General features: G+C 54.3%; 18 protein-coding genes, 1 tRNA gene and 1 pseudogene. 14 read left to right on the top strand and 6 right to left on the bottom strand.

What is annotated here, in order from left to right; translation table 11 throughout:
- The first annotated feature begins 96 nt into the window (after positions 1-96).
- The 6 genes and pseudogenes from BLR09_RS08330 to BLR09_RS25985 all read left to right on the top strand — a co-directional run.
- Positions 97-2,181 (top strand): HEPN domain-containing protein, encoded by a 2,085-nt coding sequence (locus BLR09_RS08330; RefSeq protein WP_093200342.1) that lies wholly within the window; start codon positions 97-99, stop codon positions 2,179-2,181.
- 9 nt (positions 2,182-2,190) lie between these two features.
- Positions 2,191-2,973, top strand: coding sequence for a uroporphyrinogen-III C-methyltransferase (gene cobA / locus BLR09_RS08325; RefSeq protein WP_093200339.1), 783 nt, complete (start codon positions 2,191-2,193; stop codon positions 2,971-2,973).
- A gap of 74 nt (positions 2,974-3,047) precedes the next feature.
- Complete coding sequence (gene lipB, locus BLR09_RS08320; protein WP_093200336.1) at positions 3,048-3,776, top strand: lipoyl(octanoyl) transferase LipB; 729 nt, start codon at positions 3,048-3,050, stop codon at positions 3,774-3,776.
- On the top strand, positions 3,773-4,180 hold the full coding sequence (locus BLR09_RS08315) for a hypothetical protein (RefSeq protein WP_093200333.1): 408 nt from the start codon (positions 3,773-3,775) through the stop codon (positions 4,178-4,180). Before lipB ends, BLR09_RS08315 begins: the two co-directional genes overlap by 4 nt.
- A 70-nt stretch (positions 4,181-4,250) precedes the next feature.
- The gene (locus tag BLR09_RS08310) at positions 4,251-4,973 is read left to right on the top strand and encodes a 3'-5' exonuclease (protein ID WP_093200330.1); all 723 of its coding nucleotides are present in this window, start codon (positions 4,251-4,253) and stop codon (positions 4,971-4,973) included.
- Between the two features lie 39 nt (positions 4,974-5,012).
- Positions 5,013-6,056: pseudogene (locus BLR09_RS25985) on the top strand (sialate O-acetylesterase); the annotation flags it as partial.
- An 899-nt stretch (positions 6,057-6,955) separates the two neighbouring features.
- Here the strand turns inward: BLR09_RS25985 and BLR09_RS08300 are convergent.
- Positions 6,956-7,444, bottom strand: a complete 489-nt coding sequence (locus BLR09_RS08300; RefSeq protein ID WP_093200324.1) for a hypothetical protein — start codon at positions 7,442-7,444, stop codon at positions 6,956-6,958.
- A 133-nt stretch (positions 7,445-7,577) separates the two neighbouring features.
- Here BLR09_RS08300 and BLR09_RS08295 point away from each other — a divergent pair, with 133 nt between their 5' ends.
- From BLR09_RS08295 to BLR09_RS08270, 6 genes are all read left to right on the top strand, one after another.
- Complete coding sequence (locus tag BLR09_RS08295) at positions 7,578-8,720, top strand: acyl-CoA dehydrogenase (protein ID WP_093200321.1); 1,143 nt, start codon at positions 7,578-7,580, stop codon at positions 8,718-8,720.
- Positions 8,721-8,881: 161 nt separating this feature from the next.
- Complete coding sequence (locus BLR09_RS08290; protein ID WP_093200318.1) at positions 8,882-9,808, top strand: helix-turn-helix domain-containing protein; 927 nt, start codon at positions 8,882-8,884, stop codon at positions 9,806-9,808.
- 319 nt (positions 9,809-10,127) lie between these two features.
- The gene (locus tag BLR09_RS08285) at positions 10,128-12,944 is read left to right on the top strand and encodes a PQQ-dependent sugar dehydrogenase (RefSeq protein ID WP_093200315.1); all 2,817 of its coding nucleotides are present in this window, start codon (positions 10,128-10,130) and stop codon (positions 12,942-12,944) included.
- Between the two features lie 9 nt (positions 12,945-12,953).
- Positions 12,954-13,862 carry a sugar phosphate isomerase/epimerase family protein gene (locus BLR09_RS08280; RefSeq protein WP_093200312.1) on the top strand — a complete coding sequence of 303 codons (909 nt, stop codon included), beginning with the start codon at positions 12,954-12,956 and terminating at the stop codon, positions 13,860-13,862.
- Between the two features lie 73 nt (positions 13,863-13,935).
- The gene (locus BLR09_RS08275; protein ID WP_093200309.1) at positions 13,936-14,274 is read left to right on the top strand and encodes a cupin domain-containing protein; all 339 of its coding nucleotides are present in this window, start codon (positions 13,936-13,938) and stop codon (positions 14,272-14,274) included.
- 86 nt (positions 14,275-14,360) lie between these two features.
- The gene (locus tag BLR09_RS08270; protein ID WP_093200306.1) at positions 14,361-14,852 is read left to right on the top strand and encodes a DinB family protein; all 492 of its coding nucleotides are present in this window, start codon (positions 14,361-14,363) and stop codon (positions 14,850-14,852) included.
- Between the two features lie 81 nt (positions 14,853-14,933).
- Here BLR09_RS08270 and BLR09_RS08265 read toward each other — a convergent pair whose 3' ends face one another.
- The 3 genes from BLR09_RS08265 to BLR09_RS08255 all read right to left on the bottom strand — a co-directional run bounded on the left by BLR09_RS08265 (position 14,934) and on the right by BLR09_RS08255 (position 20,540).
- The gene (locus BLR09_RS08265; protein ID WP_093200303.1) at positions 14,934-17,294 is read right to left on the bottom strand and encodes a glycosyl hydrolase family 95 catalytic domain-containing protein; all 2,361 of its coding nucleotides are present in this window, start codon (positions 17,292-17,294) and stop codon (positions 14,934-14,936) included.
- Positions 17,295-17,617: 323 nt separating this feature from the next.
- A tRNA-Lys gene (locus BLR09_RS08260) sits at positions 17,618-17,690 on the bottom strand.
- A gap of 60 nt (positions 17,691-17,750) precedes the next feature.
- Positions 17,751-20,540: a putative LPS assembly protein LptD gene (locus BLR09_RS08255; RefSeq protein ID WP_143011057.1), complete on the bottom strand. Its 2,790-nt coding sequence runs from the start codon at positions 20,538-20,540 to the stop codon at positions 17,751-17,753.
- A 190-nt stretch (positions 20,541-20,730) separates the two neighbouring features.
- Between BLR09_RS08255 and BLR09_RS08245 the strand changes: the two genes are divergently transcribed.
- The gene (locus tag BLR09_RS08245; RefSeq protein WP_093200294.1) at positions 20,731-21,549 is read left to right on the top strand and encodes an N-acetylmuramoyl-L-alanine amidase family protein; all 819 of its coding nucleotides are present in this window, start codon (positions 20,731-20,733) and stop codon (positions 21,547-21,549) included.
- A 13-nt stretch (positions 21,550-21,562) separates the two neighbouring features.
- Complete coding sequence (locus tag BLR09_RS08240) at positions 21,563-22,222, top strand: phosphatase PAP2 family protein (protein ID WP_093200291.1); 660 nt, start codon at positions 21,563-21,565, stop codon at positions 22,220-22,222.
- A 52-nt stretch (positions 22,223-22,274) separates the two neighbouring features.
- Here the strand turns inward: BLR09_RS08240 and BLR09_RS08235 are convergent, their stop codons facing one another.
- Positions 22,275-23,666 (bottom strand): alpha-L-fucosidase, encoded by a 1,392-nt coding sequence (locus BLR09_RS08235; protein ID WP_093200288.1) that lies wholly within the window; start codon positions 23,664-23,666, stop codon positions 22,275-22,277.
- A 76-nt stretch (positions 23,667-23,742) separates the two neighbouring features.
- Positions 23,743-24,096 carry a YraN family protein gene (locus tag BLR09_RS08230; protein ID WP_093200285.1) on the bottom strand — a complete coding sequence of 118 codons (354 nt, stop codon included), beginning with the start codon at positions 24,094-24,096 and terminating at the stop codon, positions 23,743-23,745.
- Between the last annotated feature and the right edge of the window lie 19 nt (positions 24,097-24,115).

Below are 24,115 nucleotides of genomic sequence, written 5' to 3'. Positions count from 1 at the left end.
TCCTGTAGTATTTGGCCGTTCCGAAAATGAGCCCTACGTTTGCAGGCTAATTCTACTAGTTCGATAGAATAAAAGTCATTACTCTCGTCATACACCATGCAAAGCTTTCGTACCGAACTGGAAAACCCTCTTGTAGAAAAGGATATCATTGATCTGGAAAGAAAGATCCGGATGTTCCGGGAGGGCAAGATTCACGAGGAGAAATTCCGCAGTCTCCGCCTCGCACGGGGCGTTTACGGCCAGCGGCAACAGGGGGTCCAGATGGTTCGGATCAAGCTGCCGTACGGTAAAATGACATTCAAACAATGGAAGCGGATTGCTGACATTTCGGACGAATTTTCAACCGGGAACCTGCACCTGACGACCCGGCAGGATATCCAGATTCACTTTGTAAGCCTCGACCGTACGCCGGAGTTGTGGGCCAAGCTCGAACAGGATGATATCACCCTGCGCGAAGCCTGCGGCAATACTGTCCGGAATATTACGGCATCGCCGACGGCGGGTATTGATGCGCAGGAGCCGTTCGACGTGACGCCGTATGCGGATACAGCCTTCCGGTACTTCCTCCGGAACCCGATCTGCCAGGAAATGGGCCGGAAATTCAAGATTTCCTTCTCCAGTTCCGACGCCGATACAGCGCTCAGCTACATGCACGACCTCGGGTTTATCCCCAAGGTTGAGAACGGCCAGCGCGGTTTCCGCGTGGTAGTAGGCGGCGGTCTCGGTGCGCAGCCCGCTCTCGCGCATCTGTACCACGAGTTTCTGCCTGCTGATCAGCTCATCCCGACGATCGAAGCCGTTTTGCGGGTTTTCGACCGGCACGGAGAGCGGAACAGCCGCCACAAGGCGCGTCTCAAGTTCCTCATTGCCAAAATCGGCTTTGACGAGTTCAAACGCCTGGTCGAAGAGGAATGGACAGCCCTGAAATCCAAGTCTTTCCCGATTGAAGGTCCCGAATCTACACCGGCAGCACCTTCGGCATTGCCGGAGGCTGACGACGAAGCCTACAGCAAATGGCTGGCTTCCAACGTCTTCGCGCAGAAGCAGGAAGGTTTCTTCGGCGTTTATGTACGGGTTCAGCTCGGAAACATCCGCTCAGAGCTCAGCCGCAGCCTGATCGATAAAATCCAGCCGTATGTGGCGGATGATGTCCGGGTAACGGTCAATCAGGGCCTGCTTTTCCGCTTTGTTGCAGCAGAGAACCTGCCCGCGGTATACGCTGTCCTGAAGGCGCATCACCTGGCTCAGCCCGGCGCCAACAGTACGGCCAATATTACGGCCTGCCCGGGTACGGACACCTGTAACCTTGCTATCTCTGATTCCACGGCAGTATCCGTTGAATTCGAGCGCGTGATGCAGGAAGAATTTCCCGACCTGATTTTCAACAACGATATCCTCATCAAGATCTCCGGCTGTATGAACGCCTGCGGCCAGCACAGCATGGCGCAGATCGGCTTCCACGGAAGCTCGATGAAAGCTCCGGACAAGCGGGTACTCCCCGCGCTCCAGGTGCTGCTCGGCGGCGGTACGCTCGGAAACGGCGAAGGCCGTATTTCCGACAAGGTGATCAAGATTCCCTCTAAAAGAGGCCCGGAAGCGCTTCGTATGGTTCTCAATGACTACGAAACGAACGGCACTGAGGGAGAATACTTCAATAGCTACTACGATCGTCAGGGCGAAAAGTACTTCTACGCCCTGCTGAAGCCGCTGACAGACCTGTCCAACGTCGTTGACAGCGAGTTCATCGACTGGGGCCAGAGCGATCAGTTCCAGACGGAAATCGGGGTAGGCGAGTGCGCAAGCGTCATCATCGACCTCGTGGCTACGCTTCTTTTCGAAACCGAAGAGAAATACGAGTGGGCGGTCAGTGCATATGAAGAAGGCCGTTTCGCGGATTCGATCTACCACAGCTACTCCGTATTTATCTCCGGCGCCAAGGCCCTGCTGCTCGATAAAAACGTCAACGTCAGCACCCAGCACGGTGTTATCAAGGAATTTGACAAGCAATTTGTAGAGACCGGCGAGTTTACGTTCGACGGTGCTTCTTTCAGCGACAAAACCCTGCAGATCAACAAAAACGAGCCTTCGGAAGCGTTCGCAACGAAATTCCTCTCCGACGCCCTCGATTTTCTGCAACGGGCCAAATCCTTCCGGGAAGAAGCCGTCGCCGCGAAAGCCTGATTCGTACACATGAGCAACAAAACAAAGCCCGGTCCGAAGCTGACGGTTGTCGGCGCCGGACCGGGCGATCCGGAATTGATTACGCTGAAGGCCGTGCGGGTACTCGGCGAAGCGGACGTTGTGTTGTATGACGCCCTCATCGACCCCGAACTACTCAGCCACTGCCGTCCGGATGCGGAAAAGATCTACGTGGGGAAGCGTCCCGGGGAGAGCCATTCCCAGGATTCGATCAACGACCTGATTGTGGAAAAAGCCTGGGCCGCCGGGCATGTCGTTCGCCTCAAGGGCGGAGACCCATTCGTGTTCGGCCGCGGACAGGAGGAAATCGAGCACGCCCGCCGCTTCGGGATCGAAACCGCGTATGTTCCGGGTATTTCCTCGGCGCTTGCTGTTCCGGGCCATGCGGGCATTCCGATGACCGCCCGTGGCGTGAGCGAAAGCTTCTGGGTGATTACCGGCACCAAATCCGACGGGTCTCTTTCCAAAGACCTTTGCCTGGCACTGTGCTCATCGGCGACGATCGTCGTACTCATGGGTATGAACAAACTCGCTGAAATCGCGGATATCTGCCGCAAAATGGAAAAAGCGGACCTGCCCGCCGCTATTCTGCAAAACGGCACCACGGCCGACGAACGCCTGGCCATTGGTACCGCCAAAGAACTCCCGCGGCTGGCACTTGAGCACAAGCTCGCCAATCCGGCCGTGATTGTGCTCGGGGAGGTGGTGCGGTACGGCACCGGCGCTGCAACGGAGTGGCCGGACTTCCTGCGTAACGGCGACTTGTTTTCCTGACAGGCCTTCCCGCTGCCGATTCGGAATCTTTCCCGGCTTCCTGTAGTTTCGTATCCGGAAACGAGGATTACGCCATGCAGAACCGACAGGTATATTTTCAGGACTGGGGCCTTCGCGATTATGCACAAGCCTGGGCCGAACAGGAGCGGGTACTGGCCGAAACCGTGGCCCGGAAAGTCGAAAACCGGCGTCTACCGGAAACGGAACAGGTACCTACCTCCAATTATCTTTTCTTTGTCCAGCACCCGCCGGTATTTACGCTCGGCAAGAGCGGTAAGCCGGAGCATTTGCTCGAAGACGAGCACGTTTTGCAGGAACAGGGTATTCAATACTACAAAATCAACCGGGGAGGCGATATTACGTACCACGGTCCCGGCCAATTGGTCGGATACCCCATTCTCGATCTCGACAATTTCAAGGCGGATATCCACTGGTACATGCGTACGCTGGAAGAAGCCATTATTCAAACCTGCACCGACTATGGTCTTGATGCCGGGCGTATTCCCGGTATGACGGGCGTCTGGCTCGATCACGCCGAACAAAAGAATCCCCGGAAAATCTGCGCAATGGGCGTGAAGGCCAGTCGCTGGGTGACGATGCACGGTTTCGCGCTGAACGTCAACAACGACCTGGGGCATTTTACGTATATTGTTCCGTGCGGGCTGGAGGGAAAAGAGGTCACCTCCCTGGCGAAAGAGCTGGGCCACCCCGTACCCTTTGAAGAGGTATCTGAGCGCCTGCGCCGGCACCTGGCGACGCTGTTCGGCATGGAGCTCGTGCAGGACAGTCTATCATCCCTATGAAAAAAGATATTCCGTTTTTGCCGGTAGAGGGCGTCAAAGTGGCCGTCACCCGGCAAATCAATGAAGATAAACAGGCCGAATGGCGGGTGTTTCTGCTCAACCGCAACGACGAAACACTCCGGAGCGTGTTTGTCACCTCCCGCGGCTATACCCGGTCTGACAGCGGTAATCCGCAGGAAACGTCTACTCTCCGGCATTTTTTCGAGAAAGTGGAAGGACACGGCGTGCAACTCATCGAACTGATCGATACGTCCGTTTTTCACCTGACGAACGAATTCTGGGTCAGCTACTTCATCGGCGACCAGGTATACGACAAGCGCTTCATTTTTGTACCGGGGAGCCTGGACGAGTCCAACCTTATCCAGATCGGACAGTTGGGTCAGGAAGGCGTTCTGCACGACTGATACCGCTGTATAAGCGGTTTGGTCCTACGGCAGGAGGGGTTTTATTTCGGGGGAAAATCCACCCGGTATCATGCCTGACACGACGTATGCCCATTTACTGTTCCTCGACATCGAAACGGTTTCGGGGGCAGCCTCTTTCCAAGACCTTCCCGACCGTCTCCGCAGCGAATGGCTCCGGAAAGCGTCGTACCTCAAAAATGAGGAGGGCCTCTCCGATGAAGCCCTGTATTTCAGCCGCGCCGGCGTTTTCGCCGAGTTCGGAAAAATCGTCGCTATCGGTCTCGGTTTTTTTCACGAAGACGAAGACGGAACCAGGACCTTTCGGGTCCGGACGCTGCGCGGGCATGATGAGCACGCCCTCCTTACCGAATTCACCGCACTTCTCCGAAAAAAATACCCCCGGCACCTGACCCTGTGCGCGCACAACGGACGGGAATTTGATTACCCGTTTCTATGCCGGCGATTGCTCGTCCGGAATATTCCCATCCCGAAAAACCTCTGGAACCCGGCCTGGAGGCGGTTCGAAAATCCGCACCTGGATACTATGGATATGTGGAAATTCGGCGATTACAAACACTATACTTCCCTCGAGCTTCTTGCCGCACTTTTCGATATTCCATCGAGCAAGGAGACGCTTTCCGGCGATCAGGTTACACCCGCCTACTACCTCCGGGACGACCTGGAAGGCATTGCCCGGTACTGCCGGGAAGACGTCGTTGTCCTGGCCCGGCTTTTCCTGAGGTACCGGCAGCTACCTGATCTTGAGGAAGATGCGATAGTTCGACTGGATTGATGCGTTTCGTATCTTTGCACCTGAATCCATCTCCCCGTCATGAAACCGTTCTTTTTCCGTCTTTGTGTTTTCCTGAGTAGCTGCGTCCTTCCCCTCAGCGGATGGGGACAGCTTACCGTCACATTCCCGGTTACAAGAGCCGTATTTCAGCGTAACCTGTCCAATCAGGCGACGCTGACGGTGGCAGGACTGTATTCCCAATACGTCGACTCCATTCAGGCCCGCCTGGTAGCTATTCCGGCGGGAGGTACCGTCGGAGCCAATGACGCCGTGACGACAAACTGGACCACCATCTGGCAATACCTCGGCGATGCCGCGCCTTCCAACAGCTATTTCCAGGGAACCCTGACAGGTACCGGCGGATGGTATAACCTCGAAGTACGGGCACACCGGAACGGAGCCGTAACAGGTTCGGTCGCTACCCAACCCAAAGTCGGAATCGGCGAGGTATTTGTGATTGCAGGGCAGTCGAATGCGTCGGGTATCGGAGATCCGTCGAACCCGGGCCCGTCGGCGCAATATGATCAGGTAAGTGCCGTCGCCGTCGGGTACAAAGTTTCACCCACACCCAATCCCGGAGATCCGGGTACGTGGTATCCGTGGGCCTTTCCGAACGCCAAAGACAAAATCGCTGACCCGGCTTTTCTTCACCTCGAATCTTCGGTAACCATGGCGCCGTTCGGCTTTTCTTCCTGGTACTGGGGTGCAGTAGGCGATCAGCTGGTGACCCGCTGGCACGTTCCGGTGGCCTTTTTTCAGGCCGGGTGGACGGGTACCGGCAGCCAGCAGTGGTACGAAAGCCTCGATCCGAATGCAACGCCGGGGTCGTACTACGGCTATTCCTATCCTGCGGGTCTTCCGTACGGTAATCTGCGGGTCAGTCTGACCAACTATGCGGCGCAGTATGGCGTCCGGGCAGTACTCATGCACCAGGGCGAAGCAGATAACCAGGTCAATACCAGTCAGGCTGACTATACCAACCGCTGGAATAATGTCATTTCATCCAGCCGGAGCCATTCCGGAAAACCGCAATTGCCGTGGGTAGTAGCCCGGGCTTCCCGGTACAAGGTTGGCGGGGTTTCGACGGTCAATGCCAACGTCATTGCAGGGCAGAATGCGCTTATCAATCCGTCCAATCAGGTATTTGCAGGACCGTTTACCGACGATATCGTCGGGCCCAATATGCGTGATGCTGACAGTATTCACTTTATGGGCGACGGCCATTACGTAGTGGCACAAGCCTGGGCGGACGCCCTCGAAAACGCGAGTATCAATACCGCTGCGAATCCCTATGCGGCACTTTCCCTGGTCCGTATCTACCCATCCTGCAACAGCGGCACCCAGATGCACCTCGGAGCCGATAACGGCTGGAGCTTCTATCAATGGACAGACCCGAATACGAACAACGGTGTCAATTCGCTTGCCACGGGTCAGCACGTTGACTTTGGGGGAGGAGATTATAAACTGCGGGTTACCGATGCGGTCGGCAATATTGTAATCTCCCCGCTGATGACAATACCGGCCGGGACCGGAACGGTTCCTGTCGAGACGGTCTCGGCCAACACCCCGCTTCCGCTTGGCAATACCCTCACCGTGAGCGCCTCCGGATCAGAGTATTACAACTGGACCGGGCCGAATGGCTTTTCTTCCCTGAAGCAGTCTTTTTCCATTCCGAATGTGACCGCCACGCAGGCCGGAACTTATGTTCTCACCGTCAGAAATCTCTACGGATGCTCCGGAACGCCGGTCAATACCAATGTCCAGGTTCTGACGTCTTTTACGTCTGCGCAATCGGGCGACTGGACTACTCCGGCAACCTGGACCAGTAACTGTGCCGGGTGTATTCCCAATGCCCGGACCGACGTGACGATTCAGGCCGGGCATACCGTATCGGTTCCTGCCGGAACGTATCAATCCAAACAATTGATTCTGAATGGTATTTTGCAGTACCTCTCGGCGACGAGTATTCTGCAAATCAATCCTTAGTCGGCCAGCCGGGGTTCGGCATCTACGGCCGTTTTCAGATCGGCGAGGCTCAGCCGGCGGGCCGCCAGTACCGCCTGCCGCTTGGCCGGCAGCTTGCAGAAGGCCATGATGGTCTGTAGTTCTTCTTCGCTTAGTCGGCGGCTTTCGGCCACAACATGCGATTTATACAGTACCCGGATCGTAAGATAATGCAGGATAATCAGGGCCGTTCCCGCAGAAAGGCGGAAAGCCCGCTGGAAATACGCCGGATGGTACGCTTCGCCCTTGAGCTGAAGGCGCACATGGCAATGAGGAAAATACTGCTCGGTCACTTCCGCAAAACCGTTGGCAAGTAATTGTTCGACCAATTGGTCAGAAGCTGAAAACTGATTCATCGACCGGGCTGTTTCAGACGAAGATACGACGGAAAGCAGGGAACGGTCGCGTGCCCGCCTGGCTGCCGGCGGTACTTTCCGGGAAGTATCCTTCTGTATACGTTTCTGCAATTCCCTCGCAGACAGCCTATTACCATCATTGTTCCGGCCGTTCTTTCTTCCCGCAAAAAGTTATGCTAGCATACCAATTATTTTTCTAACTTGGCGCGGCATTCTATTACTTCACCAAATAATACTATACGCCATGATACATCCCCGATTGACTGAGGAGCACCTCGCCGTGCAGGAGGCTGCCCGAAGTTTTGCCCGAAACGAGTTGCTGCCCGGCGTGACAGAACGGGATGAATTTGCTCAATTTCCCACGGAGCAGGTCCGGAAAATGGGGGAGCTGGGCTTTCTGGGGATGATGGTATCGCCGGAATACGGGGGCGGGGGCATGGATACGCTATCATATGTACTGGCGATAGAGGAAATTGCAAAAATCGACGCCTCGGCCGCGGTCATCATGTCGGTCAATAATTCGCTGGTTTGTTACGGGCTGGAGAAATACGGGACAGAAGAACAAAAGCGCCAATACCTGACGCCCCTGGCCTCGGGTCAGGTTCTCGGCTCATTCTGCCTGTCGGAACCCGAAGCCGGTTCGGATGCGACGTCCCAGCGGACACTGGCCGAAGACAAGGGTGATCATTACCTCGTCAACGGTACCAAAAACTGGATTACCAACGGAAACTCTTCCTCGATCAGCCTGGTCATCGCCCAGACGCACCCCGAACTGAAGCACAAAGGGATTAACTGCCTGATTGTGGAAAAGGGCTGGGAAGGTTTTTCTGTCGGCAAAAAGGAAAAGAAGCTGGGGATACGGGCATCGGATACGCACTCCCTGATGTTCAACGACGTACGGGTGCCGAAAGAAAACCGAATAGGAGACGACGGCTTTGGTTTCAAGTTTGCGATGAATACGCTCAACGGCGGCCGGATCGGGATTGCGGCGCAGGCGCTCGGGATTGCGGCGGGAGCCTATGAGCTTGCGCTTCAGTATTCGAAGGAAAGGAAGTCGTTCGGCAAGCCTATTTCCGAGCATCAGGCCATTCAGTTCAAGCTCGCCGACATGGCCACCCGGATTACAGCAGCGCGGTTGCTGGTACATCAGGCGGCTGCCTGCAAGGATGCCGGTGAAGATTATGTACAGGCTGCTGCGATGGCAAAACTCTTCGCTTCGGAGGTTGCGATGTGGGCTACAATCGAGGCTGTGCAGATTCACGGCGGGTACGGGTATGTCCAGGAATACCACGTGGAACGGCTCATGCGGGACGCCAAAATCACCCAGATTTACGAGGGAACCTCTGAAATACAAAAAATTGTTATTGCCAGAGAACTGCTCCGGTAAATTTCAAAATGGGCAAACTGTCTTGAATACGGTTTAAACGCGGTTTTCGAATCGCGTTTATTTTTTTTGTCCAATTTGCTTTTAAAAATACAATTATTAGTTTTGTCCAAGTTTAAGCAAGGTCCGATCTTCGAACTCTGAGCCGGCCTTACCCCATCGCAATGGAAGATTACAACAAAATCATTGAGTCGCTGGGCGTCCGCTTCATCAAGGCCCGGCATATTCGGATGCAACAGCCCATCCGGATCAAGAACTTTTACGATATCGAAAACTCGCTCCTGATTCTGTATGACGGAGAGGTTTCTTTCGGTGAAGACGGTACCCGCGCCGAACCCGGCGACATGCTGTTTATTCCCGGAGGTAAGTCCCTCAACATTACCTATGGCAGCAGCGAAAACCCGAAATCGATCACGAACGAAGAGTTCCTGACGTTCCGGGAGCGGTATTTCGACTCCCGCCGGGACCCGGCCGAAATCGGCAAGCTGCCGAATTCGTTCGGACTGGTAGCCTTCGAAGCCAAGGTTTTCGACTCGGTTAACTTCTTCACGTCCCTGGATGTTCCTCCGTTCCTGATCAAGGGCGAGGACACGCTGGCCTATGCCCTGCGGGATATCCTGGCAGAAGATTTCCGGGATGAAGCCGGCCGTGGACGGGTCATCAAGATCAAGACCGAGGAAATCGTCATCAACATCATCCGGTATATCCTGAAGCACCGCCTGTTTGTGGAGCAACTCGCCACCAACAGCACCTACTTCAAGGATCCCCGCCTGATTGATATTTTTACGTACATCAAGGATAACATCGGCGGCGACCTCTCCAACAAGGTACTGGCCAACGTCGCCAACGTCTCCGAAGATTACGTCGGACAATACTTCAAGATGCTGACGGGTATCAACCCGCAGGATTATATCGAATACCAGCGCATGGAAGCAGCCGTAAACCTCCTCCGGACCTCCAAAAAGAGCATCCGGGCGATCGGCGCCGAAGTGGGTTACAAAGACACGGCTTATTTCTGCCGTCGCTTCAAAATGATGTTCGGTATTCCGGCCGGCAAGATGCGCCGCCGCGAATCCCTCATGAATCTGTAAACAGTACGCTTCATCAAATACCGAACCCCTTTCCGTTTCAGACGGGAAGGGGTTCTTTTTTGTGGCTGTAAGCTTTAAGCTGTAGGCAGTAGGCTGGGGTGCGTCGGGGAAGTTTAGCGCTTTAGGTAGGCGGCGGGCAATGAACCAGGTATCCCTGCTTACAGCTTAAAGCCTACGGCTTACTGCCTCCACAAAAACCATAAAATAATTGGAAAAAATTAGAAAATACCGTACGATTGTATCCGATTGATACAATATATCTCTTCATTCTACTGACTCTGTTCAATAACCGATTTATTCATTCCTGACCGGAGCCTTCATGAAGCGAAAGCCTCTACTTTCCATTTTTTCCTCTTTTGTGATCGGGCTGGTTTCTTTCACGAATCAGCAGGATGTCAAACCCGACGAAAGCCGATTTACTACCGTAGTTCTGGCTGAGGACCTCGACGAACCGATGGCCTTTGAAGTCCTCAAAGACGGAACGGCCTTTATCGCGGAGCGCAAGGGAGCGCTCAAAAAGTATGATCCGGCGTCGAAAACGACGTCTGTCATTGCGAACATCCCCGTCAACACCAAATACACCAGCGCCGAGGGCGTTGCCCGGGAGGCGGAGGAAGGTCTGATGGGATTGACGGTGGATCCTCAATTCGAGAAAAACCACTGGATTTACCTTTACTACGCCCATCCTACCGAAAAGAAGCATATTCTGACCCGCTGGGAACTGAAGGATGATCAGTTGGTTGATGCGTCGAAAAAAGTGGTATTGGAAGTCGAAACGCAGCGGGAAGTCTGCTGCCATACCGGCGGCGGTATGGTCTGGGATAAAGCCGGCCACCTCTTTCTGACCGTCGGAAATAACACAGGCAACCAGCAAGCCGCCCAAACCGACGAACGCCCCGGCCGCGCCAGCTGGGACGACCAGGGCCATGCCGGCAATACCAATGATCTCCGCGGGAAAATACTCCGCATTCACCCGGAGCCGGACGGTACCTATACCATTCCCGAAGGCAACCTGTTCCCGAAAGGAACCGCTAAAACCCGCCCCGAAATCTACACGATGGGCCACCGGAACCCCTGGCGTATTTCAATCGACAGCAAAACCGGCTACATCTACTGGGGCGAAGTAGGCCCGGACGCCAGCGAAGACACGGAAATCGGCCCCCGCGGGTACGATGAGCTCAACCAGGCCAAAAAGCCCGGCAACTATGGCTGGCCGTGGTTTGTGGGTGATAATCAGGCTTTTCCAGTTTTCGATTATGCTACCAACAAGCCCCTCGACAAAAAAGACCCGGTACACCTCGTCAACAATTCCCCCAATAATACCGGCCTGAAAGAGCTGCCTCCGATTGTGCCGGCATTCATTTACTATCCATACGGGATTTCGGAGAAATTCCCGCTGGTAGGTTCAGGCGCCCGGAGTGCTACGGGCGGGCCGGTCTATCACCGTTCCGACTTCCAGAATCCGAAGCGCCCCTGGCCGGCGTATTACGAGAATAAATGGATCGTGACGGATTTCTCCCGCGGGTGGATCATGGCGGTGACGATGGATGCCGACGGCAACTACCAGTCCATGGAGCGCGTATTGCCGGCCTACAAGCCCGTTCAGCCCATCGACATGAAATTTGGGCCGGAAGGCGATCTTTATCTTCTCGAATATGGCAATAACTGGTTCCGGAAGAGCGATAACTCCCGTCTCGTCCGGATCGAGTACAACGGCGGCAATCGCAAGCCGGTTGTACAGGCATCCGCCGATAAAAAAGGCGGAACGGTACCTTTCAAAGCAACGCTGTCGGCAGAAGGCAGCAAGGATTACGACGGAGACGCACTCAGCTACCGCTGGAAGGTAAGCGCCCCGGGCGTCGCACCGAAAACATATGCGACAGCCAATCCCGTTGTCTCATTCGACAAGCCGGGCGTTTATACTGCTACGCTCACCGTTTCGGATCCGAAAGGCGCAAGCAATAGTCAGTCCGTCAAAATCATCGCCGGGAATGAGCCGCCGGTTGTAACGCTCGGGCTGAAAGGAAACCAGAGTTTCTTCTTCCCGGGACAACCGATCCGCTATGCTGTTCAGGTTTCTGACAAGGAAGACGGCAGTCTGGCTGACCGGAAAATCGGGGATGATCGTGTCGCGATGAGTATCGATTACGCTTCCCAGGGCTTTGATTTTGCAGAAGTGGCTCAAAGTCAGCGGAGTGTGGATGCGTCGACACAGTACGCCGTTGCCCGCCAGCTGATGGGGCAGTCGGACTGCAAAGTCTGCCACCAGGTAGCTACCAAATCTGCCGGCCCGGCATTCACCGAAATTTCGAAAAAGTACAAGGATCAGGCCGGTTCGATCGACTACCTCGCCAAGAAGATCCGCAGCGGCGGATCGGGCGTATGGGGCGAGATCAGCATGCCGGCGCACCCGGCTATCTCCGTAGCGGACGCCGAGACAATCGTCAGGTACATCCTGCATATCAATGATAAGACGCTCCGATCGCTTCCGCTCGCGGGTGATTATACCGTCCGGATACCGGAGGGCGACAACGGCAAGGGCTCGGTAGTCGTCCGCGCGGCATATACCGACCGCGGAGCCGGCAAAACAGTACCCGCTCAAACCGTTGAAAAGACGGTTATCCTCCACAGCCCGCAACTGGAAGGCGGAGAAGCCGAGTACCACCAGGGTGTGGATATGAAATCGAAAGGTATGGCGGGTAAGGGCGTGAGCGTCGTGCCGTTCCCGAACAGCTACATTGGCTACCGCCGGATTGACCTGACCGGTATCCGGGAACTGGAACTTGACGCGGCAGCGCTGAAGCGGGAAGGTAGTGCCGGCGGCAGTATTGAAATCCGCCTGGATTCACCTCAGGGAGAGAAAATCGGCGGTATCACCGTGGATATAGCGCCCGAACGCGACATAGCCAAAATCATGGCTGAACTGGAATCTGCTCAGAAAAACGCGAAGCCCGGCGAAAAGAAAGCCGTTCCCGCCAACTTCAATCCGTTTGCCCAGCCTCCGGTCAAAATTGCACTGAAGGAGACGGCGGGCTTCCATGATCTCTACTTTGTTTTCCGGAACGATAAGGCAAAAGATATTCAGCCGCTCATGTCGTTTTCGACGGTAAAATTCCGGGACCAGCTTTCGAACTAAACCCTGTACATGATGCTTCGCAGAACTTTTATCAAAAGCTCGGGCGCCCTCCTCGCGGGAGCTGTCGCCCTTCCGGCCTTCGCCGAAACGGCGGCACCACCCATTGGCATTCAGCTATTTACCCTCTTCAAACAAATGAACGAGGATCCGAAAGGCACGCTTGAAAGCGTGGCGGCCGTCGGGTACAAGGAAATCGAATCGGCCTTCAGCATGCGGGGTGGCTATTACGGCTACAAACCGAAAGAATTCCGAAAGCTGCTGGAGGACCTGGGCCTGCACTGGCGGGCGCACCACGCGATGGGCGCGCCGTTTAAACCCCGTCCGGGAATGAAATTGCCAGCAGGCGCCGACGGAAAACCCATTTCCATTCCGCCGATGCTCAGCCTGCGGGATAATTACCAGCAGCTCGTTGACGACGCAGCCGAAGCAGGCCTCAGCTACCTCGTCTGCGCCAGCACGCCCGTGAGTACGCTCGACGAGATCAAGAGCTCCGTGGAAGTATTCCAGAAAACCGGAGAAGCCGCGAAAAAAGCGGGGTTTCAGTTTGCCTATCACAACCATGCGACCGAATTCGATCCTGTTGAAGGCGGAAAAACGCCCTATGAACTCATCCTGTCGCAAACGGACAAGGAGCTGGTGAAGATGGAGCTGGATCTCGCCTGGGCGACGAAAGCCGGAAAAGACCCTGTTGCGCTGTTTAAGGAACATCCGGGCCGTTTTCCGCTTTTCCACGTAAAAGACATCAAAGAGGACATGAAGACGCTCACCGAAGTCGGAAACGGCGTGGTGGACTTCAAGCATGCCTTTGCAGCGGCGAAGATTGCGGGTTTGAAGTATTTCTTTGTCGAACAGGACATGGCTCCGTCGATCGACAGCATCAAAACCAGCTATCAAAACCTCTCAAAAATTCTATCCTGATCAATTACTTTGTGAAAATCGTGCAGCCTCTTTCACGGGAGGCTGCTTTTTTTGTGCCAAACACAACGAGCCTATGAAAATCGGACTGGCAGAAGCGGCGGCCCATCTGGTGGCTTCGGGAAAAGAATTTGCGGAAGTATTGCAGACGGGTAGCCTCGTCGTCGAACTCTACCGCCCGCACGAGGTCGACAAGCAGACACCGCATGACCGGGATGAGCTATACGTCATCACCTCGGGTACTTCGGATTTTCTGCTGGAAGGAACCCGTACGTCGGTGAGTACAGGCGATGTGCTCTTCGTACCTGCCGGAGCGGAGCATCATTTTGTGGCATTTTCGGAGGATTTCAGTACGTGGGTATTTTTCTATGGCCTGCCGGGAGGGGAAAAGGGCGCCATCCGGAAACAAATCTGAAGTTTTTTCTGAGTCGGAAAATCCTGCTGACATAGGGCTGTCACCAGGCGGCTGTTGCTTTGTATCACACTCAAAAAAACAAAGCCATGTCACGACTTACCTCTTTTGCCTCTGAACTCGAACGCGAAGCCGCTACTACCCGTAAAATGCTTGAGCGTGTGCCCACCGACAAAATGGACTGGCAGCCGCACCCCAAAAGCATGACCGTCCGTCAGCTCGCTACGCACATTGCCGAGCTGCCCACGTGGATCGATTTCACGCTGAACCAGGATGAGCTGGACTTCGCCGTCAACCCGTATCAGCCCGTCCCCATTGCCAATACCGGGGAACTGGTTAATTACTTCGAAAAATCGCTGGAAAACGGCCGTAAGGTACTTGCAGCCGGTCAGGAAGAAGAGCTCGACCGTACCTGGAAACTCCGTGAAGGAGAGGCCGTTTATTACGAGGCGTCCAAAGAAGAAACGCTCCGGATGACGTATTGCCAGATTGTCCACCATCGGGCTCAGCTGGGCGTATACCTCCGTCTGCTGGATATTCCGATTCCGGGTAGCTATGGCCCGAGCGCTGACGAGGCATAGGCTACGTCTGTGAAGTCTGTGCAGTCTGTGAAGTCTGTGAGAAAATAAGGCTCACAGACTACACAGACTGCACAGACATTTTTAGAGGACTGAAAGGGTATAGGATTTTCCTTTCTCTGTCGGGAGCGCTATTTCCTTTCCGGAAAGGCTTCCCGTCTTCAAACCTGACGCGGACCGCAGCTTACAGATACCCCCGTTTTTGCTGTGAATCGTCGCAGAGGTCAGCTTACCCTCTTTCCATTCCATATCCACTTCAAAGCCGCCGCGGGCTACGAGCCCCCTGACCTTTCCGTCTTTCCAGTCGCCGGGCAGTGCCGGAAGCAGGTGTACCTGGCCGGTATGACTCTGCAACAGCATCTCAGCGATACCGGCAGCGCCGCCATAGTTTCCGTCAATCTGGAAGGGCGGGTGAGCGCAGAAGAGATTGGCATAGGTACCGCCGCCGTTCGTCATGTTTACACCGTTACCGCTTACGGGCTTCAGCAGCATTTTCAGTAGCTGAAGACTGCGGTTACCGTCCTGTAAACGGGCCCAGAAGTTCATTTTCCAGGCGAGCGACCAACCGGTACCCGCGTCTCCGCGACCTTCGAGAGACGCGCGCGCCGCCCGGGCCAGCTCGGGCGTACCTTCCGGCGTAATTTCATTTCCGGGATACAGGCCCCAGAGATGCGAGATATGCCGGTGGTGCGGTTCGGGTTCCGGGTATTCTTTCAGCCATTCCATCAGGCGGCCGTCTTTTCCGATTTGATTACCGGGGATAAGCTGAATTGCAGTTTTCAGTTCTGCTTGCAGAGGAGCGTCGAGTCCCAGTTCTTTCGCGGCTTCGAGCGTATGGGAAAACAGCGCCCGGATGATCTGGTTGTCGATCGTCGGACCGGCGCAGACGTGTGCGCTTTTGCCGTTAGGCAGTTTAAAGGAGTTTTCGGGGGAATTGGACGGAATCGTGACTAACCGGCCTGTTTCCGGCTCTTTTACCATGGTCGACAGGTAAAATTCCGAGGATCCCTTGAGAATAGGATACAGCGCTTTCAGGTATGCTTTGTCTCCGGTAAACGCATAATGTTCCCAAAGCATCTGACAGAGCCAGCCTGAGCCGGTATTCGCCGCGCCCCAGGAAGGATGCTCGCCAGGCGAAGTATATCCCCATACATTGGTAATGACGTGAGCTACCCAGCCATTGCCGTTGTAATATACTTTCGCCGTTTTCTGCCCCGGTTCCACCAGGCCTTTTACCAGGGTAAAGAAAGGTTCGTTGAGCGTTGGCAGGTTCGTCATTTCAAGGGGCCAGTGGTTCATCTGGATGTTGATATCCAGGTGATAATCGCCGTTCCAGGGCGTCTGGATGGAATTGGCCCAAAGTCCCTGCAGGTTCGGCGGAAGCAGGCCGGGCCGGGTGCTGCTGATGAGCAGGTACCGCCCGAACTGGAAATACAGCGCTGCAAGCCCCTGGTCTTCTGCTCCCGAGTGGTAGGCGCGCAGGCGTTCGTCGGTCGGCATATCATCCTTATCCGACGTGCCGAGCGAGAGCGCCGTCCGGTTGTACAATTGCTGATATGCTTTGATATGGGCCGCTTTTTCCGCTTCATACGACTTCTTCATCGCGGCAGTAAGGTGGCGGGCCGAGACAGCCGCCGGGTCTTCCTTTTTGAAATCGGTTGACGATGAAATATAAATCGTTACGGCATTTGCTTTTTCGAGGACAAGAGACGTATCGGTCGTCGTCAGACTGCCTCCTTCCGGCTTCAGTCGGACGCGTGTCATGTACCGCATGCCCTTGCCGTCGGTACCGTTATTGAGCTGCCCTTCCATGCGGAGTTCCTGGCCGGATACGGAGGTCCGGAAGCGTTCGGGGCGGCTGAGTGACACACTGAAACTCAGTTGCCGGGCCTGGTCGGCGGTGAGCCGCACGACCAGCACATCGTCATCAAAACTGGCGATATATTCCCGGGAAAAGGTCGTGTTTCCAACTTTGTAGCGGGTACGGGCGATGGCGTCCGAAAGGGACAGCTCCCGGGTATAACCGGTAGCCTCGCCGGTATGTTTCGCCTGAAGCAGGAGCGTTCCGAGGACCTGATAGCAGCCAAAGGGGACGTTGGCGCCGTTTCCATGACCCGATCCGGCGCCTTTGCAGACGAAGGACTTGTACATCAGGGCTTCTGCTTCGTCGTTTTTGCCGGCGAAGATCAGGTTACGGATTTCGGGAAGGTATTTGAGGGCTTCGGGTGCGTCGGCATCCTGTTTGCTGCCGGACCAGAGTGTAATGTCGTTCAGGACGATTTTTTCGGAAGTTATTCCTCCGTCCGGACTGGCGCCGAGGCGGCCGTTTCCGATCGGGACGGTTTCTTCCCAGGTACGGGCGGGTTGTTTGTAGGAGATCTTCTGGGCAAACCCGGGAAGAGCGAGCACAAGGGCCAGCATTCCGGGGACGAGGCGTTGGATCATAGGATAGAGTCAGAGGACGATTTCGGGGTAATAAGAGAGGAGGGAGGGGGATGATACTTGATTCTGCGGGACTCAGATACCGACGCATAATCCAGTTCCATTGATTCCTCATTCCAATATCCAGGAAACGTTCCGTTCTTCTCTGCAAACAAATTTCTGACAACCAGCAAATTATACATTTCCACCTGTTCCGTTCTCGATCACTTTCTGGCTCTTTCTTCTGTTGATTTCTCTTACACAAAGACATTTAAAGCACGCGATCAACCCGAATAAAAACGAAAAAGCATCTGTAATCGAATGATTGACAGATGCTTTCGCTATTGTGTCCCCGGAAGGGCTCGAACCTTCGACCCATTGATTAAGAGTCAATTGCTCTACCAACTGAGCTACGGAGACTTGTTGGGACGGCAAAAGTAATCATTTTGCAGCCGATTCCTACTTTTTGCTTCAAATTTTTTAATAGCCACCCATATCGTAGAAGCTCCGGCGGCGGGACAGCTTCAAATCTTTCAGCAACGATGAGCGCACGCGGAGCTCAAAATTATAGTTTCCTCCGCGGAGGTTCTGGGCAATAGGCGTCCAGTTGAATGCCGCCTCCCAGCAGTGCAGGTTGCGTGTCAGACCGATATTGGTGAGCGAAGGCGCTCCCTGCACAAAATCCCAGCCCGTCGTAAACGTCATTGCCCATTTTTCAGTCAGCTTGATATCTCCGTTGAAACTCAGCGTCTGGAACGACTGTGCCTTGGCCAAGCCATATTTGGTGTAGCTGAAGTTGTAAGCTACGTTTACGTTCCAGGGAACATCCCAGTCGATATACAGCTGTGGATTTGTCTGAATAAACTTCATATCGGCGTCGCTCATCCCCTCCGGCTTCTCTTTCGGCTTCTGGTCCTTTTTCTTCGACCCGCCTTTGAAAGCCGTACTGAAACCGATCGTCATACTCTGAAGCTGCGCCAACCCCTGTCCACGGGAAATTTTGAAATCCCTGATCCGTACGCCTGTCGCCACAAACGGATCCTGCAAAACAGCATATGGGTCAAACACGGACGCAAACGCGATGTTGTATTTCTTCTTGATAACCGTATTGGCCGACACCGAAATATTCGACAGCTTCATCGTATCCGCCATAAAGTTGTAACTGCCGGAAATCGAGAAGTTATCAAGGAGGCTGATCTTTTCGTACGCATTTTTGGCGGTATCCGATTTCGCACGGACTTTCATCTCCAGCTGGTTAGTCAGGCTGAAGCTCGCCGCGGCCGACTTTCCGATGCTTCCGCTGTAGCCTACGTACTTGGAGAGATACCGCTGGTCGCCCCGCTGGTTGATCTGCACTTTCTGGTAAAAACCGAAAGACGGGCTCGAAAAATCAGGCGTATAGCTCAGGCTGAGGGAGGGAGCGAAGGTATGCCGGATGGCTTCTACACGACCGAGTTTCTTGAAGTAGAAGGTTCCGTAGGTCCGGGTATTGATTCCCAGAGAAAACGCATATGAATAGGTTACGCCCGGCTTGCTGATTGTACTTACCATGACGCCCCCGCTGTCGGCCTGGGTGTACGCGCCGGTCGTTGAATCATACTTAATAGTAGGGGGGACATAGGTATACTTGTACTGTTTCGTATACACATCTCCCTGGAGACTCACCCCCGGCGTGACGTTGATATTCCGGGCGATTTTGAAGTTCGGCAGGGAAATAGGCACCGAGAACGACGTCTTCACCTGGCTGTTTTTGAGAATCGTCGGCAGGTTGTCGATGTTGAACGGAATGACACCGGTTTTAATGCCCTTCGTCTGCGTGCTGTCTGCAATGAGCCGGAATTCGTTGGAATAGCTGCTGCTCGTCGTTACCTGCGTCGTTACGTTATTAGTCAAGTCCGCGGAGCTCGTCAGGTTCATCCCCAGGCGGAACGATTCGTACCAGGCCGGTGTCACGGCCTTTTTCCGGCGGAAGGGCTGGAACTGCGTCACAGCCGCGCTGACGCTGACGCCGGCTGTCAGTGCTTTTGTGGTCACGTTCTGGTTGACCCGGAAGTTCGCGCTCGTCTGGATGTAGTTACCAAAGTTATGGGAGTACTGCACCGACGACCCGAACACGTTCTGCTGGTACCGCCCCAAACCGGTTGTGCTGGTAATATTCTGTTCGTTGTTCCGGGTATAGTTGCTGCTGGCGATGTTGACCGACGCCGAGAAGCTGTACGGCCGGCCCAGCGTTTGCGGGGAGTGCGACCACTGAATACTGAAGTCGTTCGAGATGGTTTTGTTTGAACCTACCTCGTCTCCTGATTTATTGTGGTTGAAAATCAGGCTATAGCTTCCGCTGTACTTGTATTTCTTTATGTAGTTTCCCTGCGTACCGGCGCCCCAGCCGCCTTTGGAGTATACCTGGCCGGTAAAACGCAGCCCCATGTAGTCATTAACAGCCCAGTAGTATCCGAAATCCCGGAGATAAAAGCCCCGGTTCTGAGGCTCCTCCCCGTAGTTTCCGAGGATAAACCCGGATTTTCGTTTTTCTGAGAACGGAAAAAAGCCGAATGGGAGCCCCAGTGGCAACTGCACCCCCGCAATCACAAGGTTGAAAGGCCCGGATATCACCTGCCTGTTATCTCCTTTCCCCTGCACCAGCTTGATTTTGGACGCCTGAATCCCGAAGTGGGGGTGGACCAGGTCACAGGTCGTATAAAAAGCTCCCCGCAGAAAGAAGTTATTCGAACTGTCTTTTTTGACGATTTTTCCGCGGACGTTTCCCTCTCCCTGCTTGGTAATGATGGCTTTGATAGCCGCCCGCCTGCTCTTGAAGTTATACCGGATTTCGCTGGTGTTGTAGGTATCAGCGCCCTGTTCGAAGACCGGTTCGCCGATCATGCGGCCGGTTGAATCCTTCCGGCCGATGGCATATACCTCGTTGGTTTTCCAGTTGAGTTTGATGTAATCCGCCTTCAGGTGAATATCCTGGTAGTCGACTTTCGCGTCACCAAAGAGCTCGACGATCTGCTCGTCGGTCGTCATAATAGTCGAATCTTTCGCGTAGTAATCTACCTGAGCCTGCAGGTCGCTTTGTTCCCGGAGCGAGTCTGCATGGGTCATTTTAACAGTATCCGCCTTCACGACGGGTTTCAGCGAATCGGCTTTGACCGGGCGGCGGATAGCGCCAAACGGCACACCCGCACGCGGTTTCGCTGCAGGCTTATCCTGCCCCCAGGCCTGCACACCCAGCATCACGAAAAAGAGCAGAAGAAGACGGTAAAGCAACGTTTTTGAGTAGTTAATGGGATGGTGAAATGCTCCGGCGCCAGGCAGAAAAACAGTTTGCCGATTCCTTCGTTGTAGTATTGAAAACGCGAAGATAACCGGCTGAAAATGGGTTCAGAAGCCATCAACTCGCTTTTTCCCGTACTTTTGCGAACAAAAATAAGGAGTATCTCCCCCATCCTTCAGACAGATGCGTGAAAAAAGCCAGTTAAAGTGTGTTAATGTATGGCCGGTACTGTGCCTTGTTTTCTTCCTGTTCAGTTTCCAGGAAAGTGACCCCGGCAGCAAACCCGAACGGTCGTCCGTGATCCGGACGGTCGTCATTGATCCCGGCCACGGCGGCAAAGACCCCGGAGCAATCGGGAAAAACGGTACCAAGGAAAAGAATGTGGTCCTCCCGATCGGCCTGGAAGTGGGCCGGCTTATCCGGGAAAACTACCCCAACGTCAAGGTCATCTTTACCCGTAAATCCGACGTATTCATCGAATTACACGAACGCGGCGCCATTTCCAACCGAAACAAAGCCGACCTGTTTATCTCCATCCATGCCAATGCACTGCCGGCCAGTCGCCGGGATTACTACGGCACGGAAACCTACGTCATGGGGTTACACAAGTCCGAACAGAACCTGGCTGTAGCGAAGCGCGAAAACGCCGTTATTCTTCAGGAAGCCAATTACGAAAAGAAGTACAAGGGCTTCGATCCGGATTCTCCGCTGGGCATGATCATGCTGGAAAACTACCAGAATGCCTACCTGACGAGCAGCCTTAATTTCGCCTCCAAAATCGAACGCTATTTCAAGCGGGCCGGCCGCACCAGTCGCGGCGTGAAACAGGCCGGGTTTATCGTTTTGTGGGAAACCGCTACTCCGTCTGTCCTGATCGAAACCGGCTATCTTTCCAACCCGGAGGAAGAAGCCTTCCTCCGCAGTGAAGACGGGCAGGCCAAGCTGGCCGAAGCCGTTTTCAAAGCTTTCGAACAATTCAAAAAAGAGATGGACGGCGAATAGCCTTTTCTTCCCGATGATCGCTCGTTTAATCCGACAGAACTATTCCTTTTTTCTGCCCTATGCGCTCCTGCTGATAGTGGTCGGAATCCTGCTTGCGCAATCCGACCGAACCGACCTGATGCGCTGGGTCAATGACCGGAACCACCCCTTCTGGGACCGGTTTTTCTATCATTTTACAGACCTGGCTGACGGAGTGGTGAGTGCGCTTGTAGTAGTTGCGCTTCTGTTTGTTCGTTTCCGGTGGGCGTTGCTCGGAGGATTGTGCTTTTTATTGTCGGGAGAAGTAACACAATTGCTCAAACACGGCTTCTTTGACCATGAGATGCGGCCCAGCGCGGTTTATCAGAATTCCGGTTGGCTCTTTCATACCGTCGAAGGTCTCGACCTGCATACCCGAAACAGTTTCCCGTCGGGGCACTCGACGTCGGTCTTCGCGTTATTTTGTTTTCTGACATTGATTGTAGCCAATAAACGCTGGGGGTGGCTATTTGTCTTCCTTGCAGCGTTGGCGGCCTATTCGCGGGTGTACCTTTTTCAGCACTTTGTGGCGGATGTGTACGTCGGTTCAATCGTCGGTACCGTCACGACCCTACTGGTTTACGCCGGTATACAGAGCTACTGGCAACGTAACGCGCCTGCCTGGCTCGACAGCCGGATCAATCTCAAACGCTGAGATGCAAAAAAGCCTCCGGAGCTATTCCGGAGGCTTTTTTGTGCCGGTTTTCTTATTTCACCGCCGCTTCCAGCTTGTACACCCAGGCATATTGGCAGGGTATCGTCGACGGGGTTACAGCCGGAGCCGTAATGGTCCACTTGCCGCCTTTACCCGTTGCCTTGATCGTGCCGTTGTATCCGAGCAGCGTAACTTTTTTCGGTGAGATGCCGTCCATCACCAATTGGTCCGTCCACTCCGTCGCGATGGCATACAGGTCGTTGCCTTTTCGGGTGAAGAACAGCTTGTTTCCTTTTTTGAAAGCTGGTGCTTTGTCCCAGGCGCGGGTGCCGTAAATGGCTTCGCTGTTGACCTTCATCCAGTCGCCCATGTCTTTCAGTCGCTGCTGCATGATGACCGGAATCCGGCCGTCGGCGGTAGGTCCGATATTCAGGAGCAGATTTCCGCCCCGGGACACTTTTTCGATCAGGATGTGAATGACGTCTGCCGAAGACGAATAATCTTCCAGCAATTCTACCCGGTTGTAGCCGAATGAACTGCCGATACCCCGGCATTCTTCCCAGGGACGGCTGAACTTCATGCTTTCCGAATTGTCACTGTGAACGAGTTCATATTCTGTCGTAAAAAAGCCACCGTGTTTCGCGCGGGTTTCCTTACCCCAGCGGTCGTTGACGACAACTTCCTCTTTCACCGGCGATTCGTTATACAGCCATGCGAGAAATTCCGTGCTTTTCCAGACATCGGAGGGATGATCCCACTCTCCGTCCGTCCAGACGATATCAGGTTTGTAACGGGTGACGAGGTCTTTGAGCTGAGGAATCATGTGCTCGTCCACATACCGGTTTACATTTTCCTTGTACAGCGGGTTGAACCATTCATACAGCGAATAGTAATACCCCATCCGCAGACCTTTGTCTTTCACGGATTTGATCAGGTCGCCGGCCAGGTCCCGGTGTGGTCCTACATCCACGGCATTCCAGTTCCAGGACTGCGCACTCGGCCAGAGCGTAAAGCCTTCGTGGTGTTTCGATGTCAGGACGACGTATTTCGCGCCGGATTGTTCAAATACTTTCGCCCATTCGTCCGGATTGAACAGCTCCGCCTTGAATCCTTCTACAAAATCCGGGTACTTCACATTCGGGCCGTAAACCCGTTCGTGAAATTTCTGAAAAACGGGGTAGCTCTTCGCGGTCGGATCGCTCCATTTCTTCCAGTACCATTCAGCGTACCGGTCGTAGATACCGACGCCGTCACGCGCGGTAGGGCCGAAAGCCGGCACCGAAAACAATCCCCAGTGTATGAAAATACCGAATTTGGCGTCCTCGAACCAGCCCGGAACGGGCCGTGAATCAATCGAAGCCCAGTTGGCTTCGTATTTTTTCTGGGCGAAGAGGGTGGTCGACAGGCACCCGGCCAGCCAGAGTAACAGCAATCTTTTTTTCATGTCGCGGATAAAGAGGTTCTTTTATCCGTAAAGACCTGCGGAAAGCCGCCATACTCTTATACCGGGAAAGAAGCGATCAGGGAATAGCGTCTTCAAAATGCCGGATTTCAGCGCTTTCCCGGCTCAGAATGATGGAAACGATGTCGAAACGGATCGGCCCCTTCCAGTCGACAGCGAATATATATTCTTCCGCCGCCCGCTTCAGCAAAGCTGCTTTGACCGGAGATACAAAGGATTCAGGATACCCGAATGCGACGCCGCTGCGGGTTTTTACTTCGACAAAAATGAGCCAATCGTTTTTCCGGATAATCAGATCGATTTCGGCTTTGCCGGACCGGTAGTTACGACCTACCACTTCATAACCGCTCTTCTGAAGAAAGAACGCGGCCATATCTTCTCCTTTTTCGCCGGTGATCAGGTGCTCGGCCACAAAAATTCAGTCATAGGGT

The sequence above is a fragment of the Siphonobacter aquaeclarae genome (assembly GCF_900103285.1).
GTDB classification, from domain to species: Bacteria; Bacteroidota; Bacteroidia; order Cytophagales; family Spirosomataceae; genus Siphonobacter; species Siphonobacter aquaeclarae.
This window is presented reverse-complemented; position numbering and strand designations above follow the sequence as displayed.